At 62.0% G+C, this 17,288-nt stretch carries 18 protein-coding genes; 8 read left to right on the forward strand and 10 right to left on the reverse strand.

From position 1 onward, the window contains the following. Nucleotides 1–20: 20 nt before the first annotated feature. From mreD to dnaG, 6 genes are all read right to left on the reverse strand, one after another. Nucleotides 21–560 (reverse strand): rod shape-determining protein MreD, encoded by a 540-nt coding sequence (gene mreD / locus K1X11_RS21525; RefSeq protein WP_221030433.1) that lies wholly within the window; start codon nucleotides 558–560, stop codon nucleotides 21–23. Then, nucleotides 557–1,387, reverse strand: a complete 831-nt coding sequence (gene mreC / locus K1X11_RS21530) for a rod shape-determining protein MreC (RefSeq protein WP_221030432.1) — start codon at nucleotides 1,385–1,387, stop codon at nucleotides 557–559. Before mreC ends, mreD begins: the two co-directional genes overlap by 4 nt. A 73-nt stretch (nucleotides 1,388–1,460) precedes the next feature. Further along, nucleotides 1,461–2,477, reverse strand: coding sequence for a rod shape-determining protein (locus K1X11_RS21535; protein ID WP_221030431.1), 1,017 nt, complete (start codon nucleotides 2,475–2,477; stop codon nucleotides 1,461–1,463). A 193-nt stretch (nucleotides 2,478–2,670) separates the two neighbouring features. Further along, nucleotides 2,671–2,916, reverse strand: coding sequence for a twin-arginine translocase TatA/TatE family subunit (gene tatA, locus K1X11_RS21540; RefSeq protein WP_221030430.1), 246 nt, complete (start codon nucleotides 2,914–2,916; stop codon nucleotides 2,671–2,673). 59 nt (nucleotides 2,917–2,975) lie between these two features. After that, the gene (gene rpoD, locus K1X11_RS21545; protein ID WP_221030429.1) at nucleotides 2,976–4,772 is read right to left on the reverse strand and encodes an RNA polymerase sigma factor RpoD; all 1,797 of its coding nucleotides are present in this window, start codon (nucleotides 4,770–4,772) and stop codon (nucleotides 2,976–2,978) included. Nucleotides 4,773–4,787: 15 nt separating this feature from the next. Further along, nucleotides 4,788–6,650 (reverse strand): DNA primase, encoded by a 1,863-nt coding sequence (gene dnaG, locus K1X11_RS21550; protein WP_221030428.1) that lies wholly within the window; start codon nucleotides 6,648–6,650, stop codon nucleotides 4,788–4,790. A gap of 120 nt (nucleotides 6,651–6,770) precedes the next feature. Between dnaG and K1X11_RS21555 the strand changes: the two genes are divergently transcribed. From K1X11_RS21555 to rpmG, 4 genes are all read left to right on the forward strand, one after another. Beyond that, complete coding sequence (locus K1X11_RS21555) at nucleotides 6,771–7,814, forward strand: DUF362 domain-containing protein (RefSeq protein WP_221030427.1); 1,044 nt, start codon at nucleotides 6,771–6,773, stop codon at nucleotides 7,812–7,814. 63 nt (nucleotides 7,815–7,877) lie between these two features. Further along, nucleotides 7,878–8,255: an NADH-quinone oxidoreductase subunit A gene (locus tag K1X11_RS21560; protein WP_221030426.1), complete on the forward strand. Its 378-nt coding sequence runs from the start codon at nucleotides 7,878–7,880 to the stop codon at nucleotides 8,253–8,255. Between the two features lie 26 nt (nucleotides 8,256–8,281). Next, entirely contained in the window at nucleotides 8,282–9,637 is a 1,356-nt protein-coding gene (locus K1X11_RS21565; RefSeq protein WP_221030425.1) for a diadenylate cyclase, read from the forward strand. Between the two features lie 73 nt (nucleotides 9,638–9,710). Next, on the forward strand, nucleotides 9,711–9,875 hold the full coding sequence (gene rpmG / locus K1X11_RS21570) for a 50S ribosomal protein L33 (RefSeq protein WP_221030424.1): 165 nt from the start codon (nucleotides 9,711–9,713) through the stop codon (nucleotides 9,873–9,875). Between the two features lie 120 nt (nucleotides 9,876–9,995). On the opposite strand, the gene K1X11_RS21575 is transcribed toward rpmG, so the two are convergent. Both K1X11_RS21575 and K1X11_RS21580 read right to left on the reverse strand, forming a co-directional pair. Further along, nucleotides 9,996–10,250 carry a DUF4032 domain-containing protein gene (locus tag K1X11_RS21575; protein ID WP_221030423.1) on the reverse strand — a complete coding sequence of 85 codons (255 nt, stop codon included), beginning with the start codon at nucleotides 10,248–10,250 and terminating at the stop codon, nucleotides 9,996–9,998. A 345-nt stretch (nucleotides 10,251–10,595) separates the two neighbouring features. Beyond that, a complete protein-coding gene (locus K1X11_RS21580) occupies nucleotides 10,596–11,687 on the reverse strand; it encodes an Mrp/NBP35 family ATP-binding protein (protein ID WP_221030422.1) in 1,092 nt (363 codons plus the stop codon). A 108-nt stretch (nucleotides 11,688–11,795) separates the two neighbouring features. Between K1X11_RS21580 and K1X11_RS21585 the strand changes: the two genes are divergently transcribed. Both K1X11_RS21585 and K1X11_RS21590 read left to right on the forward strand, forming a co-directional pair. Beyond that, the gene (locus K1X11_RS21585) at nucleotides 11,796–12,980 is read left to right on the forward strand and encodes a biopolymer transporter Tol (protein WP_221030421.1); all 1,185 of its coding nucleotides are present in this window, start codon (nucleotides 11,796–11,798) and stop codon (nucleotides 12,978–12,980) included. Nucleotides 12,981–13,135: 155 nt separating this feature from the next. After that, nucleotides 13,136–14,470: an MGH1-like glycoside hydrolase domain-containing protein gene (locus tag K1X11_RS21590; RefSeq protein WP_221030420.1), complete on the forward strand. Its 1,335-nt coding sequence runs from the start codon at nucleotides 13,136–13,138 to the stop codon at nucleotides 14,468–14,470. A gap of 69 nt (nucleotides 14,471–14,539) precedes the next feature. Here the strand turns inward: K1X11_RS21590 and K1X11_RS21595 are convergent, their stop codons facing one another. Further along, nucleotides 14,540–15,172, reverse strand: a complete 633-nt coding sequence (locus tag K1X11_RS21595; protein WP_221030419.1) for a superoxide dismutase — start codon at nucleotides 15,170–15,172, stop codon at nucleotides 14,540–14,542. 67 nt (nucleotides 15,173–15,239) lie between these two features. Next, on the reverse strand, nucleotides 15,240–15,800 hold the full coding sequence (locus tag K1X11_RS21600) for a nucleoside deaminase (RefSeq protein ID WP_221030418.1): 561 nt from the start codon (nucleotides 15,798–15,800) through the stop codon (nucleotides 15,240–15,242). 118 nt (nucleotides 15,801–15,918) lie between these two features. Between K1X11_RS21600 and infA the strand changes: the two genes are divergently transcribed. Both infA and xerD read left to right on the forward strand, forming a co-directional pair. Continuing rightward, nucleotides 15,919–16,194, forward strand: a complete 276-nt coding sequence (gene infA / locus K1X11_RS21605; protein ID WP_221030417.1) for a translation initiation factor IF-1 — start codon at nucleotides 15,919–15,921, stop codon at nucleotides 16,192–16,194. A gap of 97 nt (nucleotides 16,195–16,291) precedes the next feature. Then, a complete protein-coding gene (gene xerD, locus K1X11_RS21610; RefSeq protein ID WP_221030416.1) occupies nucleotides 16,292–17,251 on the forward strand; it encodes a site-specific tyrosine recombinase XerD in 960 nt (319 codons plus the stop codon). The last annotated feature ends 37 nt before the right edge of the window (nucleotides 17,252–17,288 follow it).

Consider the following 17,288-nt stretch of genomic DNA (forward strand, 5'->3'; position numbering starts at 1 on the left):
GAAGTCCGCCATGCCTGCCTTTATATCGTGGCAGACGGCTCGTCACGCAAACCAACCCGCGCGATCAACAAGGCTTTTTCCTGCAGGGCGAAGAACCACGGCGCGAGGAGGGCGAGGAGCAGTTGGGAGAAGATCAGGTCGGTGAGAAAGCGCAGACCGGAGAAGGGCGCATCGGGCGATCCGGCCAGCACCGTGAAGGTCACGATGAGGTAGAGGATCAGGTTGGTGATCAACGCGACCACGATACCGATCAGGACCTCGCTGGCGGCCAGGCGGCTGCGCAGACGCACGATGACGAGGTGGCTTACGCTGAAAAGGAAAGCGAGCAGGCCGAAGGGCAGGGGATTGGTGGCGTCGAGCAGCAGGCCGAGTAGAAAGCAGGTGTTGAAACCCTGTTGCGGGGCGAGACGCAGCGCGGGAAACGCGACCAGCAGGCCGCCGAACCAAACGGAGAGTCCCCAGGCGCCGAGGCTGTGGTTGAGTTGCCGGGCGAGAGCGAAAAGGAGGAGTCCGCAGAGAAAAACGACCGCGGTGCGGCGATGGCTGGGACGAATTCTCACGGCGCGGTGATGGGCACCAGAATGGTGACGGCAGTGATCTCGTTGAGCCGGGGATCGAGGGTGACGCGACCTGTTTTGAACAGCCCGTCCGGGCTGGGATCGAGTTGCACGACGGAGCCGAGGCGAAGGCCGCGGGGGAACACGCCGCCGAGGCCGGACGTCACCAACGGGTGCGGATCGGCGGCGGTGGCGTAAAGATCGAGCGGGACAAATTCGACGACGGCGTGCGGCCGGGTGAAGGGCGGGTTGGCGCCACCTTGGAAACTGATTGGACGATCGTCGCCCTCGAAGGATGCGGCGAGGCGAACATTGGGGCTGCTGATCATATCGACCACCGCAGTGGTGGCGTGCACTTCGGAGACGCGGCCGACCACACCGCCGACGAAAATGACGGGCGCGCCGACGGGAATGTTGTAGTTCTCGCCCTTGCGCACCACGAGACGTTGCCACCAGCCGTTGAGGTCGCGACTGACGACCCGGGCCGGTTCGCTGCGGTAGCTGTCGAAGGAGGGCAGGCTCAACAAGGCCTCGAGGCGGGCGACCTCGCGGCGCAGCTCGGCGTTGCGCTCGGCGGCGTGGGCGTATTTGGAGACGACGCCGCCAAGGTCGTTGTAGGCCGCAATGATGTCGTGCTTCGAGCGGGTGCGCATCGCCCAATAATCCTGCAGTTCGCGCAGGTAGGAGGCGCTCACATCGATCGGCGCCTGCATCTCGTAGAAACCGTCGCGGGTGGAGCGCTTCAGGATGGTCGGCAGAACCAGCCACACCATGAGGAGCACCCCCAGGGTGATAAACGGTTTGGTCTGATCGAAGCGACGGTCGGGCACAGGTTACGGTAAACCCGTAAGTCGTGACGGGCGCTTGTCGCGCTGACAAGCCCGGGTGAACCGACGATGAAACTCAGCTGTGTTGCAGGACCCAGTTGAGGTCGCTGAGCACGGCGCCGGTGCCATTGGCCACGGCTGAGAGCGGGTCATCGGCGATCGTCACGGGCAGGCCGGTTTTTTCGCTGAGCAGACGGTCGATGCCGCGGATGAGGGCACCACCACCGGCCATGACAAAACCACGGTCAACGAGGTCGGCGGAAAGTTCGGGCGGGCAGCGTTCGAGCGCGCTGCGCACGGCGTCCACGATGGCGGACATGGTGTCGCTGAGTGCTTCGCGGATTTCCTGCGAAGTGATGTGGATCGTCTTGGGCAGACCGGCGACGGAATCGCGACCCTTCACCTCCATGGTGAGCTCGTCATCGAGCGGGTAGGCGGAACCGAGGCGCAGTTTGATTTCCTCCGCGGTGCGCTCACCGATGAGGAGATTGTAGGCCCGCTTCATGTAGTTGACGATGGCGCCGTCGATCTCGTCGCCAGCCACGCGGATGGACTTGGAGAACACGATGCCGGAAAGGGAAATGATGGCGATCTCGGTGGTGCCACCGCCGATGTCGACGATCATGTTGGCGGCGGGTTCATCGATCGGCAGACCGACACCGATGGCGGCGGCCATGGGTTCGGGAATGGTGATGACGTCGCGGGCACCGGCGTGCATGGCGCTGTCTTTGACGGCGCGTTTTTCCACCTCGGTGATGCCGGAAGGGATGGCGATGACGACGCGCGGGGAGACGCGGAAGCTGTTGCTGTTCACCTTGCGGATGAAGTAGCGCAGCATCGCCTCGGTCACATCGAAGTCGGCGATGACGCCGTCTTTCATCGGACGGATGGCGGTGATGTTGCCCGGCGTGCGTCCCAACATGCGCTTGGCGTCGGCACCGACGGCGCGGACTTTGCGGGTGCCAGCGTCGAGTGCGACCACGGACGGTTCTCGGAGGACGATGCCGCGGTCCTTCAAATAGACCAGCGTGTTGGCCGTGCCGAGGTCGATGCCGATGTCGTTGGAGAAGTGGGAGAGGAGCTTCAGGGCCATGTCGGTCGCGTTTCCGCCGTCGGAAAACAATCTCCGAGGGGCGGGGGTGTCAAAGTGTAAAACCGCTTATACCAAGGGCGTTGCGAGCAGAAAATACGTTAAACGGGTTGGTGGCGCGAATTTTGGGCAAAGAAAAACGCGCCGGGGGGCCGACGCGTTGGGAAAAGAGTAGGAAGAGCGGGGAAAACCGGACTCAGTTGTTGCCCGGAGGCGTGGTGGTCTGACGCGGGTTTTCGGCCGACTTTTTGGGCTCGTCCTGCACCGACTTGAGCTCGTTCTCGGCTTCCTGAGAGGCCTTCTGGAATTCGCTCTTGGCCTTACCGAGACCGCGGGCCAGCTCGGGGAGCTTTTTGGCTCCGAAGAGCAGGATCACAATCCCGAGAATGATGAGCATTTCGGGGCCGCCGAGAGGCATGGCGAGCATGGTGGAGTCGTTCATGGTGGGAAGGAGTTAACGCCGCAGGGGAGGCCGTAGCAAGGGAGGAAGGAGGACCGCGCTCAGTTCGGGCGACCGAGGTTTTGCACGGTGCCCGGCTTGACGGCCAACTTCATGAGGTTCTGCGCGTTGTCGAGCTGCTCGGCATCGAAGAAACCGTGGAGCTGACGGATGCGGGTCGGGTGACGCATCTTGCGCAGGGCCTTGGCTTCGATCTGGCGGATACGTTCGCGGGTGACCTTAAACTGTTTGCCGACTTCCTCGAGGGTGCGGCTGTAGCCGTCGACGAGGCCGAAGCGGAGCGAAAGCACGCGGCGCTCGCGCTCCGTGAGGGAGTCGAGCACGTCGATGATCTTTTCGCGCAGCAGCGAGTAGGCGGTCATGTCGTAGGGATTCTCTGCGGACTTATCCTCGATGAAGTCACCGAAGGAGGTGTCGTCGCCGTCACCGACGGGGGACTGCAGGGAGATGGGCTGCTGGGCCATCTTCATGATCTGCTGCACGCGCTCGACCGGGAGGTTCATCTCGTCGGCGACCTCTTCCGGAGTGGGCTCATGACCGTATTCCTGGAGGAGTTGCTTCTGCACCTGCATGACCTTGTTGAGGGTCTCGATCATGTGCACCGGAATGCGGATGGTGCGGGCCTGATCGGCGATGGAGCGGGTGATGGCCTGACGAATCCACCACGTGGCGTAGGTCGAGAACTTGTAGCCGCGGCGATACTCGAATTTTTCCACGGCCTTCATGAGGCCCATGTTGCCCTCCTGAATGAGGTCGAGGAAGGAGAGGCCGCGGTTGGTGTATTTCTTGGCGATGGAGATCACCAAACGCAGATTGGCTTCCACCATCTCGGTCTTGGCCTGATGGGCCTCACGGACGTGGACGAAGGTCTGTTCGACAATCTCGAGGAAACGTTCCGGCTCGAGGCGCAGCTCGTTTTCGAGTTCCGCGAGGCGCTCTTTAACCTTCTTCGGGTCGATGGCGGCGTCGCGCTTGGTTTTCGGCTTTTTGGCGCGCTCGAGTTTGTTGAGCAGCTGCTCGATCTCCGAGATCACGGGGCGCTTATTCTCCAGCCACTCCTCGTAAACCTTCAGCTTGAAGAAGAATTTCGGGAAGTTGTTCCGCAGGGTGGTCTCGCGCTTCTTGTGCTTGGTGCCGATCTTCTTGCGATCGGCTTCGTTCTTGGCGCCCTGGAGTTCTTCCCAGGACTGGCCGACCATGGTTTCGCTGCGCTGGGTCGTCTCAACCAGCTTGGGCAGGGCCTTGAAATAGGCGTCGCGGCTCTCGATCTTTTTGTCGATGACGATGCGATCGAAGCGTTCCTCGCGGGTGAGGAGCTTTTCGCCGAGGTCGCCGATGTAACCGCCCACGATCGCGGCCTGGAAGAGGGCGCTCTGGGCGTTGAGTTCGGCGGTTTCAATGCGCTTGGAAATCTCGACTTCCTGCTCGCGGGTCAGCAGCGGGACCTGGCCCATCTGCTTGAGATACATACGCACCGGGTCATCGAGGATGTCGTTTTGGGAGGTGCGGGTGGCTTCCTCCTCGGCCTCCTCCATGCGCTGCTTGTAGTCCTCAACCTGATCCGGCTCGAGGATCTCGATCTCCAAGTTTTGGAGAATGGAAATAATGTTATCAAATTCGTCTTGGTTCTCGACGGACTCGGGCAGCGCCTCGTTGATGTCGTCCCAAGTGAGGTAACCCTGCTCCTTGGAAAGGCGGATGAGCAGGCGGATGCGCTCGTTGACCCCGCTGGAGGCGGCGTCGACGGCAGCAGACGAGTTGCCCTTCGTTGCGTCGATGGCCTTTTCGACGGCTTCGGATTGGGCGGAGGAGGAGGCTGACTTTGCTTTGCGCGGCATGGATTGAAAATGAAACTAGACAGCCGGCGCCAACCGGATGGGCTGACGAAGCTGTCCTTGGAGCTCTCGACGTTCTTTCAGCAGAGAAAATGCGTCAGGCTGAATTTCCGTAGCGGGTTTCGACAAAGCAAGTTCTATTTGGCGTAGGCGCAACCGCAGGGCGCGTTCTCTGAGCTTTTGCAGGCCTTCTTCGGCCGCCTTGAACGGTTCGTCGATTTGCGGAGAGTCGAAAAGCAGGGAGGCGATGAGGGCTTTTTCGGCCTCACTTTCCAGAATATCGCTGTCGGCCAGGTTTTGGGCGCCAGGCCAAGCATCGTGCTCAAACTCGGCCAAGACACGGTTGAGCAGCGCGCCGGCGGGGTGGTTGGCGTCGACCCACTCCGGAGGGAGGGCGTGGCTTAAGGGGGGGCCGACCTGCTCAAAGTGTAAGCAGAGGAGAAGGAGGTGGTGCTCGGGAGAGATGGTCTGCGGGCCGGATGGTCGTGGCTCGGGTGGCGGCTCTTCGCGGGCGGGGCTGGAGTAGCGGGTGCCGCGTTGGCGGAAGCGCTCAAAGTCTCGGGTCAGTGCCACCGATGAGAGGCCGAGGTGGCGGGAGGCTTCCTGGATGAACTCGTCGCGGGCAACTTCCGACTCGGCGGCGAAGATGATCTCGGCCAACGGATTCACGACGGCCGCTTTGCGCTCGGCGTTGGCTTGGGAACCTTCGGGGAGCAGTGCGCGGGCGGCGAAGGCCATGGCCGATTCGGCGTCGGCGCGCACCGCGTCGTAGCCGGCGAGGCCGCGTTCAAGGAAGAGCAGGTCCGGATCGAGTTTTTCGGCGCCTTTAAGGGTGAGGAAGCGCACCTCCAGGCCGGCTTTGAGGGCCATGGGCAGGAAACGCAGGGCGGCTTTTTGGCCGGCCCCGTCGCTGTCGAAGAAGCATTCGACCTGATTGTGGTAGCGGCGCAGCAAGGCGAGCTGGGTGTCGGTGATGGCGGTGCCTTGCGGGGCGATGGCGGTTTTGAGGCCCACGCTCCAGCAGCGGAGGGCGTCGAGTTGCCCCTCCACCATAACGAAGGGATGCTCCTCCTTGGCGTGCGTGCGGGCGCGATCGAGATTAAAGAGCAGGTTGCCCTTGGTGAAGATGGGGGTCTCGGGGGAATTGACGTATTTGGCGTCCTTGGCCGGATCGTTTTCCGGCGTGAGCTCGGTCTGGCGGGCGGTGAAGGCCACCACGCGGCCTTGATGGTCGCGGATCGGGATCATCAATCGGCCGCGGAAGCGGGGGCGCAGCGAACGTAAGGTCACCGCGGCGTCGTCGTAGATGAAGAAGAGCCCACACTGGCGGAGCGCGGCCTCGGAAAAACCGCGTTTAAGGAGGAGGGCGCCCAAGTCGCTGCCGTGGGCATCGGCGGCGCCGATTTTAAAATCCTCGGCTAGCTCATTGGAGAAACGGCGTTGTTTGGCCCAATAATCCCGCATCCAATTGCCCGTGTCGTTTTTGGCGCGGAAGGCTTCGTGGTAGTGTTGGGCGGCGATGTCGTGCAGCTCGAAAAGCTCTTGGCGCAGGGAACGTTCCTCCCGGCTGGGGCCGGCGCCCTCCTCGTATTCGATGGGGATGTTGAAGCGCTGGCCGAGGGCTTCGACGGCTTCGATGAAGTTCAGGCCCTCCGTCTCGCGCACAAAGGTGATCAAGTCGCCGGATTTGCCGCAGCCGAAGCACTTGTAGACGCCCATGTCGGCGTTCACGTGAAACGACGGCGACTTCTCTTGGTGGAAGGGGCAGAGGCCTTTGAAGCGGGAGCCGGCTTTCTTCAGCGTGACGCTGCGCGAGATGACATCGACGATGTTCACCCGCGCGCGGAGATCGCGGACGCAAGACGGTTTAACAAGAGGCATGGTGGCAGGGCCGGCGCGGGCACCGGGGCAGGGACATTTGATTCGGCGTTTGCGCTGTCAAGGTGCTGTGCCTTCTTTAAACGGAAACAACCTTCCCGCTTTCGCGTCTATCTAAGCTCCATGCGTCGCTTCGCTGCCTTTGCTCTCTTCTCCGTCCTCCTTTCACCTGCCTCAGTTCTGAAGGCGCAGGATGCCGCGGCACCGGCGGCACCGCAGCTGCCGGGCACAGTCTGGGAGGCCAAGTTGAATGGTTTCACACTGGCGGATTACAAACCCGAGGTGGAGGCCCTGTTGCAGCAATTCGAAGAGGCGGTGGGTCATCGGTTAGTCCCGGGTGAGAAAGCCAAGGTGGGACTGAAAGTTTACACCGACTCCGGGCCAGGGTTGGCCACGCCGGTGCCGCTGGTGCAGGCGGTCATCGCGGCGCTGCGGGAACGGGGCTACGAACGGGAAAATATCTTTCTGGTCGGGATGAATCCGCTGCGCCTGCGATTCACCGGCTACCTGCCTTCGCTGATCACGGGGGAGTCTCCTTTCGCCGGCCACCCGATCTACGTGCTCGAGTCGGGTAGCTTCTATGATCCGCAGTGGTTCTACGACAGCCCGCTGCCGACCCGTTTTAATCCGGTGTTTTTGGCCGACAAGGGCGAGGACGCCCACCAGGCCCGACTCGAAGCCAACCGTCGCAGCTTCCTTGCCACGCCGCTGTTTTTGGATGCCGACTTCTGGATCAACCTGCCGGTTTACACCGATCATCCGACGATCGGCATCAATGGTGCGCTGGTGAATGCGACGCTGTGGAACGCCTCCAACACGGCCCGATTCTTCAGCAATCCGAACAATGCCCCGGCGGCCGTGGCCGAGATGAGCGCGATCCCGGAACTGCGGCAGACGTGGCTGTTCACGATTGCCAGCCTGCAGCACTACCAGTTCGTGGGTGGTCCGGCCTTCAACTCGCTCTACACCGTTTCCGATCGTGAGGTTTGGCTCAGTGCGGACCCAGTTGCGTTGGACACGCTCATGTTGGATCGGATCAACCAACACCGTCGTCAGGCCGGTTTCCCGATCGTTTCGGAGGAGATCCGCACCCTGGAGTTTGCAGAGGTGCTGTCGGTGGGGAGTTCGTCAAATTTGCCTCAAAGAATCGTGCCGGTTGATGGTTAGACAAGTCGGGGGCGAATTTCCCCTTGTCACCTTCCGGCGCCTGCGCCCTGTATTTGGTTAAGCATGACTTCTGCCGCTTATCTTCCGCTACTGGTCCAAGTGATCCTCGCCGTGGTGATTGGTATCGCGATTCTGTTCGCGAACCACGTGGCGGCGCAGCGGGTGCGCAGTAAGAGCCCGATCAAGGACACCCCCTACGAGTGTGGGGTGAAGGGCGAAGGGATCGTGCACACGCGCTTCTCGGTTAAGTTTTATGTGACTGCGATGCTCTTCCTGCTTTTCGACATCGAGGTGGTTTTTCTCATTCCGTGGACGTTCGTCTATCGCGACTTCCTGGCCAACAACGTCGCCATCCTGTCTCCGATGATGTTCTTCCTGTTCGTGCTGGTGCTCGGCCTCTTCTACGAGGTCAAGAAGGGCGCTCTGGAATGGGAGAAGTGATCTGCGCATAGGAGGGAGCTTGGTGCATGCGGCTGGAAAAACTCATCGCTCGAAGCCGAATCCTCGAACTGCAGAGCACCGACATGCGCGGTGCGTTGGCGGAGATGCTGGCGGTTTGCGCGCAGCGCTTTGAGGACCTGAAGACCGAACCGCTCCTGCGCGGCCTGATGGCGCGGGAAGCCACCATGACCACCTACTTGGGGCATGGCGTGTCGTTGCCGCACGTTCGGGCGCGCTTGGGCCGTCGCTACATTCTCGCCATCGGGCGCAGCAAGGACGGGGTGCTGAATGATGGCTCCGAGGAAGAACGCTCGAAGCTCGTGCTCATGCTCCTCGCCGATGAAAAGTCGCGAGACTATCTGCAGGTTCTGGCGGCCATCGCCCGCCTGGTGAAGGATCCGGAGCTGGTCGCATCCCTGATTTCTGCGGAAACGGGTGAACAGCTCTATGAGCGCCTCATGGCCGGTCTCGGTGGCATGCAGGTGCGGCGTCTGCCCAAGAAGCAGAACCGCATGAACCGCCTGATGATGCGGGAGGCGGAACGCGTGGCCAAAGGCGCGGATTGCGACGCGATCCTGGTCATGGGCGATACCTTTGTTGGTGGCATCGATGCCTCGATGTGGACGGCCAAAATCAAATCCATCCTGGTCACCAGCACGGGGTCCGATGGAAACAGTGTTTTCGATTCTTTCGCCGAGGTCGTGCAGGTGCGGTCGTTTTCGCCGCAACGCTTGGCGCAGGTGCGCAGTGCGATTCTGGTGTCCCTGACCCGCGGCATCGTCACTTTCACCGACCGGCTGTGCTGCATCGGTGGGGTGCAGGGCAGTAACCAATTTGATACGGTGGGTGTCGTGGAGGTTGAACGGGAATTCCAGACTCTCCTGACCGGCCAAAACGACCTTTTGCCCGACGACGTGAAACCCGAAGTCTTCGAGCGGGTCATCGCGGTCGCTTCGGAACTCGGCATCGAAGGTCGCGAAGGCAAACCCGTGGGCTGTCTCTTTGTGGTGGGCGGCACGAGTCAGGTGGAAAAATTCATCAAGCCCCTCGTGCTCAATCCGTTCTACGGCTACAAGGACGAGGACCGAAACATCCTCAATCCCTTCATGGATGAGACGGTGAAGGAGTTCTCCACCATCGATGGCGCCTTCGTGATTCGCGGGGATGGCACAGTGGTTTCGGCCGGCAGTCTGATTCAAGCCACCGACCGTGAGCACTTGCTGCCCAGTGGTTTGGGGAGTCGGCATGCGGCGGCAGCAGCGATTTCTCTGGCGACGCAGTGTATTGCGGTGGTGGTCTCGGCCAGCACGGGCCAAGTGACGCTCTTCCGTCGTGGTGTGATGCTGCCGCTGACCGAGAAGAAGGTCGTGCACGACAGCTGATCGCGACGTGAAGTTTGGTCTTGCGGTAGGGCAGGCCAAACCGTTGTTCTGACCGTTCACTCAATTTTCAGCCATGCAAGAACAAGTCATCATCGAATGCACCGAGGCCCGCAAGGAGGGTAAATACGCCTCTAAATACCTCACGACGCGTAACAAAAAGACCGTCACTGAGCGCATCGAGAAAAAGAAGTATAATCCTTCGCTGCGTCGCCACACGGTTCATCGCGAAATCAAATAAGCGCGGTTACGCTGCCAAAAACTTTCGACCGGAGTCCTTTCGAGGGCTCCGGTCTTTTTTTGCGCCGATTATTTTCAAGCGCTCCCTCCCGCCGAGGGCTCGGTGAAAAAGCCGACGGGGTCAGATGCCGCAGTCGGGCGAATCGGCCGCGGGATCTTTGCGGGGGCGGCGACTCTTGCGCCAGCCTTCGCGGTGTTTGCGAATCCAGTCCAAGAGCGCCCGTTCGAAACCGATGTCATAGCCGAGGCGTTCGGATTCGAGCCACTTGTGCCGGAGGATTTCTTCCCGTTCGGCCAGAAACTCTTGGTAAAGGGACGAGCGCTTCACGAAGTCCCGGCACTCCGGAGTTTCTGAAGTCTTTGAGCGTTGCGACATGGATACCACAGCAGTCGTTCTAAGCTAAGTTTGGCCGGCGAGCGGGCTGCCGAGGTTGATCGAGGCCGCTCGTTTGAACCCCAAGGTAGGGGAGGCGGAAGTCCGGTGGGGTATCATCGTGATCGCTCCGGGAGGGAGAGCGCCACGAAAAGGACAGCGCGAAAAACGAAATGCAGCAGGTTCGATCAACGTCGGGGTCTCGAAAAGGAGACGGAAGCGACGCGAGCCGTGTTTGATAAGTCGGGCGATGCTTAGGCGGCCGATGGGAGCTGTCAACGCCGGTCGCAGGGCACTCGGTGATTGTGGACCGAAGTGCCCGGTTGCTGCAGGCGGATTGCGGTCGGCTTATTCGGACGGCGTGGCCGCGGCGCGGCGCAGGCCCTCTTGCAAGGCATGGCCGATGACATCAAACGCGGCGGCGGCCGGGCCATCGGGTTCTGCGAGCACGACGGGTTTACCCGTATCGCCACCCTCGCGGATGGCGGGAATGAGCGGCACCTGGCCGAGCAGGGAGGTGCCGAGCGCATCGGCGGTCTGCTGGCCGCCGCCCTCGCCGAAGAGCTTATGTTTGAGGCCGGCGGGATCGACGAAGTAGCTCATGTTCTCGGCCACACCGAGCAGCGGCACGTTGACCTTTTGGAACATAAGGCCGCCCTTGCGGGCGATGTTGGTCGCGGCGGGTTGCGGGGTGGTGACGAGCACGGCGCCGTCGAGCGGAATGGTCTGCACCAGCGAGAGTTGGGCGTCACCGGTGCCCGGCGGCAGGTCGATGAGCAGGATGTCGAGCTCGCCCCATTTCACGTTTTGGACGAACTGCTGGATCGTCTTCATGATCATGGGGCCGCGCCACACCACGGGGGTGTTGTCATCGATGAGGAAGCCCATCGACATGACCTTTACGCCGTTGGCTTCCATGGGGATGAGCATATCGCCGTCGATCTGCGGGCGACCGGACAGGCCGATCATGAGCGGCACGCTGGGACCGTAGATGTCGCAGTCCATCAGGCCCACACGACCCGGGCGACCGGCGTCGGCGAGGGACTTGGCAAGGGAGCAGGCGAGGTTGACGGCGAAGGTGCTCTTGCCCACGCCGCCCTTGCCCGAGGCGATGGCGACGGCGTGTTTGATTTTGGAGTGGGCGGTATTGGTGGCGTTGCCGGCGAGGTTGCCGCCCTGGCGGGGCGGGGCGGCTTTGGGCGCGGACACGGCCACATCGATGATGGTGTCCTTCACTTCGGGCAAAGCCTGTAGGCAGGCTTCGACGTCACGCTTGAGTTGCAGGGGCGTTTTCGGGTCGTTGGTCGTGAGCGAGAGGGCGACCTTGACGGTGCCGTCGACGAACGCCGCGGATCGCACGATGCCGAACGACACGATGTCGCGGCTGAATCCGGGATATTTAACCTGCTTGAGCTGCTCTTTGATGGCTTCGGGAGTCACGGAATAAAAAGTAATGGGAACGATTGAGGATCGAAAGGGGTTTTACGTTGTTTAGTTGTATCACCCTGTAAATAGGAATGCCTCGAACCTCCCGCCCTTAGATTTCTCATGCGTCTTTTCTCCGTCTTCGTTCTTTTGCTCTCCAGTGTCCCCCTCTTTGCCCAAAATCGGGTGACCGAATTTGATGTCGACGTGCGCGTCGCCGTCTCGTCGGTGCCGGTGCGAGTGAGTGCGACGCCGGAAGCGTTGGATCGTTTGGCCAACCTCGCATTTGAGGCGCACGGGCACTACACCCGTGACAACAGCAACCCACTCTTCGACATCCGTTTCACGGCGGTGGCCGGAACCCGGGTGCAGGTGGATGTGACCCGGGGCGGCACGCGCGTGCTGAGTCGCACGGTGAATGGCACGTCGCTGCGCAACGCCCTACTGAAGGCGGCCGACGTGGCGGTGGAGAATACGGGCGGCGGCAAAGGTTTCTTCGCCTCGCAACTGGCTTTCATCTCCCAGCGCACCGGGCACACCGAGGTGTATGTGGGCGATTTGTTTTTTGGTGAGGTGCGCCAGTTGACCGCCGACCGGGCTTCGGCGATGTCGCCGCGTTGGTCGCCGGATGGGAGCAAGCTGCTTTACACCAGCTTCCACCGTTCCGTGGCATCCAATATTTTTGAGATCAACATGAACACGATGCAGCGCACGGAGTTTGTGCGCTTCAAAGGCACCAACCAGGGGGCGCGTTATAGCCCGGATGGCTCGATGGTCGCGATGGTCCTGAGTGGCGAGGGCAACCCCGAGATATACGTTTCCAACGCCCGCGGTCACCGGGTGGCCCGCCGCACCAATACCCGCAGTGTCGAGTCGTCGCCGGTGTTTTCGCCCGATGGCCGTCAGTTGCTTTTCACGTCTGACGCCATGGGCGGTCCGCAGCTTTTTGTGATGCCGGTGAACGGCGGGCGCATGAGTCGGTTGCCGACCCAGATCAGCCGCTACTGTGCGGAGCCGGACTGGAGTCGTGGTGACCCCAACAAAGTCGCCTTTACCATGCGGATCGGTAGGGGCTTCCAGATCGGCCTGTTCGACATGGCGACCCGTCAGCCGGCGGTGCAGGTTTCCAAGGCGCCGCAGGATGCGGTGGAACCGGCCTGGCTGGGAGACGGCCGGCACCTGCTTTACACGGCCCGCTCGGCGAATCAGCGCAGTATTTGGATCCTCGATACCGAAACCGGCAAATCGACCAAATTGAGCCCGAGTTCATTGGGGCAAGTTTCCCAAGCCTCGCCGATTATGCGCTAATTGCGGTGTCCGGCGCGTGAATGCGCCAACTGGCATGAACTAGGCTTATGGACGGTCGCTCGCCGTCACGCAGTTGAGACATTTGTTTTGCCTGTTTTTTTGGTCCGTCCATTTACGACGCGGACCAAACGCTGACGCGGGAAACTGACGAAACGATGGATCCAGAAGCAGAACAAGAACGGGCGGAAGCCGCGGCGGTTCCCGCCAAACCGATCGACCTCGACCGGCGGGCGATTCAAATCCTGCGCGAAAATGAGTGGGGCGACTACACGCTGCCGACCAAGGGGCTGTATCCCTACCAGTGGAATTGGGACTCGATGTTCGTCGCGCTGGGCTTCTCGGAGATCGACCTGGATCGCGCCTGGACAGAGGTGGAGTCGCTCTTTCAAGGCCAATGGGCCAACGGCATGGCGGCGCACATCGTTTTCCGTCGCGACGACCCGAGCTATTTTCCCGGTCCTTCGATTTGGAAATCCACCCACTCGGTGCCCACCTCGGGCTGTTCGCAGCCGCCAGTGGCGGCGACGGTGGTGCGCGACCTCTACGAGAAAGATCCGGAGGCGGGCTTGGAGCGGCTCCAGACCTTGTTCCCCAAACTCATGAGTTGGCACCGTTGGTTTCACACCAACCGGGTGGTGTCGGGCGGCGCGGCCATTGCGGTCACGCATCCGTGGGAATCGGGGCGGGACAATTCACCGGACTGGGACAAGGCCTTGGCCAACGTCGATCCCACCGGCATCGCGCCCTACCAGCGCAAGGACACCAGCCACGTCGACCCGACGATGCGGCCGACGAGTTTTGAATATGACCGCTACCTGAAGTTGGTGGAGTATGGCGCTGCCTGTGGTTGGGACCACACCCACATCACGCGCGAAGGTCCGTTCGCCGTGGCGGATCCGGGCATCACGTTCATCCTCATGCGGGCCGACCGCGACCTGCGCTACCTTGCGGAAGTGCTCAAGAAACACTCCGCGGTGCGCGAGATCGAGGGTTGGCTTTTCCACGCCCGCGAGGCGGCGCGCTACTTGTGGAATGACGAACTGGGCGCCTATACCGCGCGCGATCTGCGCACGGGTATCAAAGCCGATGGCGTGTCCAGTGTCTCCTTTCTGTCCTACTACGCGGGGCTCACCTCGTCGCGCCGGGATGCGAAGTTGCAGCGCACGCTGGACCGCATTCTGGAGTCGTCGCCGTATGGTATTCCGAGTTTCGACCCGGAGCACCCGAAGTTCGACTCGAAGCGTTATTGGCGCGGTCCGAGCTGGGCGATCGTCAACTACCTCATCGCCCGCGGCCTGGCCGAGTTTGGGTTCGAGCGAAAGGCCAACATGATTCGGTTGATGACTCGCGAGGCGATCGCGTTGTCGGGCTTCAGTGAATACTTCGACCCCATGACCGGGGCGGGGTATGGTGGCCAACATTTCACTTGGACAGCGGCCATTTGGCTGGCCTGGGCTTCGCCGCGAGCGGAATCGGCTGCGGAGGCCTGAACGCAGGCCCAAAAAAGCCGCACCCGAAAAAGGTGCGGCTTGCAGAGTGTTTCGCAGTGACCGGATCGATCAGGCGATGGCGGCGGCGTAGTTGGCCGCGGCGGCGTCCCAGTCGACGACGTTCCAGAACGCGGCGATGTAGTCGGGGCGCTTGTTCTGGTAGTTCAGGTAGTAGGCGTGCTCCCAGACATCGAGACCGATGACCGGCGTGCCACCGATACCGGCGACGGCCTCACCCATGAGGGGGCTGTCTTGGTTGGCGGTGGAGCCCACGGCGAGTTTCTTGTCGGCGGTGACGTAGAGCCAGGCCCAGCCGGAACCGAAGCGAGTCGCGCCGGCCTTGGCGAAGGCGGCCTTGAACTCGTCGAAAGAGCCGAACGTGGCGTCGATCGCCGCGGCGAGCTCACCGGTCGGAGTGCCGCCCTTGTTGGGGCCGAGGACCGTCCAGAAGAAAGAGTGGTTGGCGTGGCCACCGGCGTTGTTGCGGACGCCGCCACGGATGCCTTCGGGAACCTTGGAGAGGTCGGCGATCAGCTCATTGACCGGCAGGGCGGCGAGTTCCGCTTGGTCGGCCAGCAGGTTGTTGGCGTTGGTGATGTAGGTCTGGTGATGCTTGCCGTGATGGATCTCCATCGTGCGGGCGTCGAAGTGCGGTTCGAGCGCGTCTGGGGCGTAGGGGAGGGCAGGTAGTTCGTATGCCATAATGATTTATGCTTTTGTGGTTGGAAAACCGGATTAGGCCAAAACGTGCTCCCGCGGACCTGAATCGTCAACCGCCAGAGCCGGTTTCCGGCCCCTTCGTTGCGTTGGCGGCGGCGCGTTTTAATTTGAAGTAGGCTTGGATGAGTTGGCGGCACTCCTCCTCCAGCACGCCGCCGGCGGTGATGTCGCAGCGGTGGTTCACGCGCGGCAGCTCCGACAGATTGGTGGCGCCACCGAGGCACCCCATCTTGGGATCGGGCACCGCGTAGACCACGCGCGCGACGCGGGACATGATGGAGGCACCGGAGCACATGGGGCAGGGCTCCTTGGTCACGTAGAGGGTGCAGCGTTCCAGTCGCCAATCGCCGATGGCGCGGGCGGCCTGAGTCATGGCGAGAATCTCGGCGTGAGCGGTGGGGTCGTCGCCGTGTTCGACGGTATTGTGAGCCGCCGCGATGACCTCGCCGTCGCGCACGATGACGCAGCCGATGGGGACCTCGTCGGCCCGCCAGGCATCAATAGCCTGGTTGAAAGCGAGGCTCATAAAATGGGTGTCGTCGCGCACCAATTGGGACGGGAACCGCTTCTCGAACGGGCAGGGGGGCGGGTTGGGAGCGGCGGCAGACATGGTGAAACCGAGTAAAGCCTTGACTAAGCGGGGCCTTCCTTGGCTTACAAGTGGCTTTTGCGCACCTATCATATCTGCATGACCAAACACCTGACCATTGCCCAGACGGGCTCATTCTATGCCTGACGGAGATTCGATTGAAGTGGAGGGCAAGATTGTTGCCGTCCTCCCGGGCACAATGTTCAGAGTGGAGCTGGCGAACGGGCACCAAGTGCTCGCCCACATCTCCGGTAAACTGCGCAAGCACTTCATCAAGATCGCCGCTGGCGACACGGTGAAGATGGAGATGAGCCCTTACGACTTGGAGAAGGCGCGCATCACCTATCGCATGCGCACGCCGCCCCCCGGTGGATTCCGCCGTCGTGGTGGTGGTGGTGGCGGTCGCCGCCGCTGATCCCCAGGGGTGACGTTCGTCGCCCTCCCGGACCCTGCCGCATAGTTGTCCGTCCCTCGTCTTGCGCTGTGCGAGGCGACGTTCTCTGCTGGCTGTCATGGCCGCACCGTCCCGTCGCAAACTGCCCCCTCCGTCTGCGGCGGAGCTGGCTCCGGGATGGCTGGAATCGATCGAGGACTTTGCGGCGTCGCTGAGCTTGGAACGGGGACGCTCGGCCAAGACTGTCGAGGCCTACGAAAGTGACCTGCGCCAAGCGGCCCATTTTCTGGCGGAGCGCGGTCGGAGCGGTTGGACTCGTGTGACGGGCACCGATGCCACCGCGTGGTCCCAGGCTTTGAGTGATCAGGGAATGGCGGCGTCGAGCGCGGCCCGCAAACTCTCGGCGCTGCGGATGTTTGCCCGTTACTTGGTGCACAACGGCGACCGGGCAGATGATTTTACGGAGCTGTTGGAGGGCCCGAAGCTGCGCCGCAAACTCCCGGAGACGCTTACGACCGCGGAGGTCGAGCGCATCCTGGCGGCCCCGACAGGGGGGGATGCCTTTGGGCTGCGGGATCGGGCCATCCTCGAACTGTTTTATTCGAGCGGGCTGCGTGTCTCGGAGCTGTGCGGTTTGCTCCTCCAACAAGTCGACCTGGAGCATGGTTTTGTGCGGGTCTTTGGCAAAGGCTCCAAGGAGCGGGTGGTGCCGATGGGGGGCGCGGCGATCCAAGCCCTGGCAGCGTATCTGGAGGCGGGCAGGCCGCATTTTGTGAAGCCGAGCCGCACGGGAAGTCAGCTGTTTCTCAGCAAGCGCGGCACCGCGATTTCGCGGAAGACGGTTTGGGTGCTGGTCAAGGACTACACCCGGCGCGCTGGCGTGACCAAGCCGGTTAAGCCGCACTTGCTGCGGCATTCTTTTGCGACGCATCTTTTGGGCGGAGGGGCCGACCTACGCGCCATTCAGGAAATGCTCGGCCATGCCAGCATCGGCACCACGCAGATCTATACGGCGGTCGAGCAAAGCCGCCTCGTCGATCACCACGCCAAGTTTCACCCGCGCAACGCGGAGGACTAGAGAGGGCTGAGGGCGAGGGAAGGTTGGACGGTCAGAC

The organism is Actomonas aquatica (assembly GCF_019679435.2).
Lineage (GTDB): Bacteria > Verrucomicrobiota > Verrucomicrobiia > Opitutales > Opitutaceae > Actomonas > Actomonas aquatica.

Bases quoted from the DNA above. Each gene is read 5' to 3' on its own strand.
- rpmG (WP_221030424.1), top strand. From the start codon at position 9,711: ATGCAAGAACAAGTCATCATCGAATGCACCGAGGCCCGCAAGGAGGGT.
- dnaG (WP_221030428.1), bottom strand. From the start codon at position 6,650: ATGCCTCTTGTTAAACCGTCTTGCGTCCGCGATCTCCGCGCGCGGGTG.
- K1X11_RS21560 (WP_221030426.1), top strand. From the start codon at position 7,878: ATGACTTCTGCCGCTTATCTTCCGCTACTGGTCCAAGTGATCCTCGCC.
- K1X11_RS21595 (WP_221030419.1), bottom strand. From the start codon at position 15,172: ATGGCATACGAACTACCTGCCCTCCCCTACGCCCCAGACGCGCTCGAA.
- infA (WP_221030417.1), top strand. From the start codon at position 15,919: ATGCCTGACGGAGATTCGATTGAAGTGGAGGGCAAGATTGTTGCCGTC.
- K1X11_RS21555 (WP_221030427.1), top strand. From the start codon at position 6,771: ATGCGTCGCTTCGCTGCCTTTGCTCTCTTCTCCGTCCTCCTTTCACCT.
- K1X11_RS21590 (WP_221030420.1), top strand. From the start codon at position 13,136: ATGGATCCAGAAGCAGAACAAGAACGGGCGGAAGCCGCGGCGGTTCCC.
- rpoD (WP_221030429.1), bottom strand. From the start codon at position 4,772: ATGCCGCGCAAAGCAAAGTCAGCCTCCTCCTCCGCCCAATCCGAAGCC.
- K1X11_RS21535 (WP_221030431.1), bottom strand. From the start codon at position 2,477: ATGGCCCTGAAGCTCCTCTCCCACTTCTCCAACGACATCGGCATCGAC.
- K1X11_RS21600 (WP_221030418.1), bottom strand. From the start codon at position 15,800: ATGTCTGCCGCCGCTCCCAACCCGCCCCCCTGCCCGTTCGAGAAGCGG.
- K1X11_RS21585 (WP_221030421.1), top strand. From the start codon at position 11,796: ATGCGTCTTTTCTCCGTCTTCGTTCTTTTGCTCTCCAGTGTCCCCCTC.
- tatA (WP_221030430.1), bottom strand. From the start codon at position 2,916: ATGAACGACTCCACCATGCTCGCCATGCCTCTCGGCGGCCCCGAAATG.
- K1X11_RS21565 (WP_221030425.1), top strand. From the start codon at position 8,282: ATGCGGCTGGAAAAACTCATCGCTCGAAGCCGAATCCTCGAACTGCAG.
- K1X11_RS21575 (WP_221030423.1), bottom strand. From the start codon at position 10,250: ATGTCGCAACGCTCAAAGACTTCAGAAACTCCGGAGTGCCGGGACTTC.
- xerD (WP_221030416.1), top strand. From the start codon at position 16,292: ATGGCCGCACCGTCCCGTCGCAAACTGCCCCCTCCGTCTGCGGCGGAG.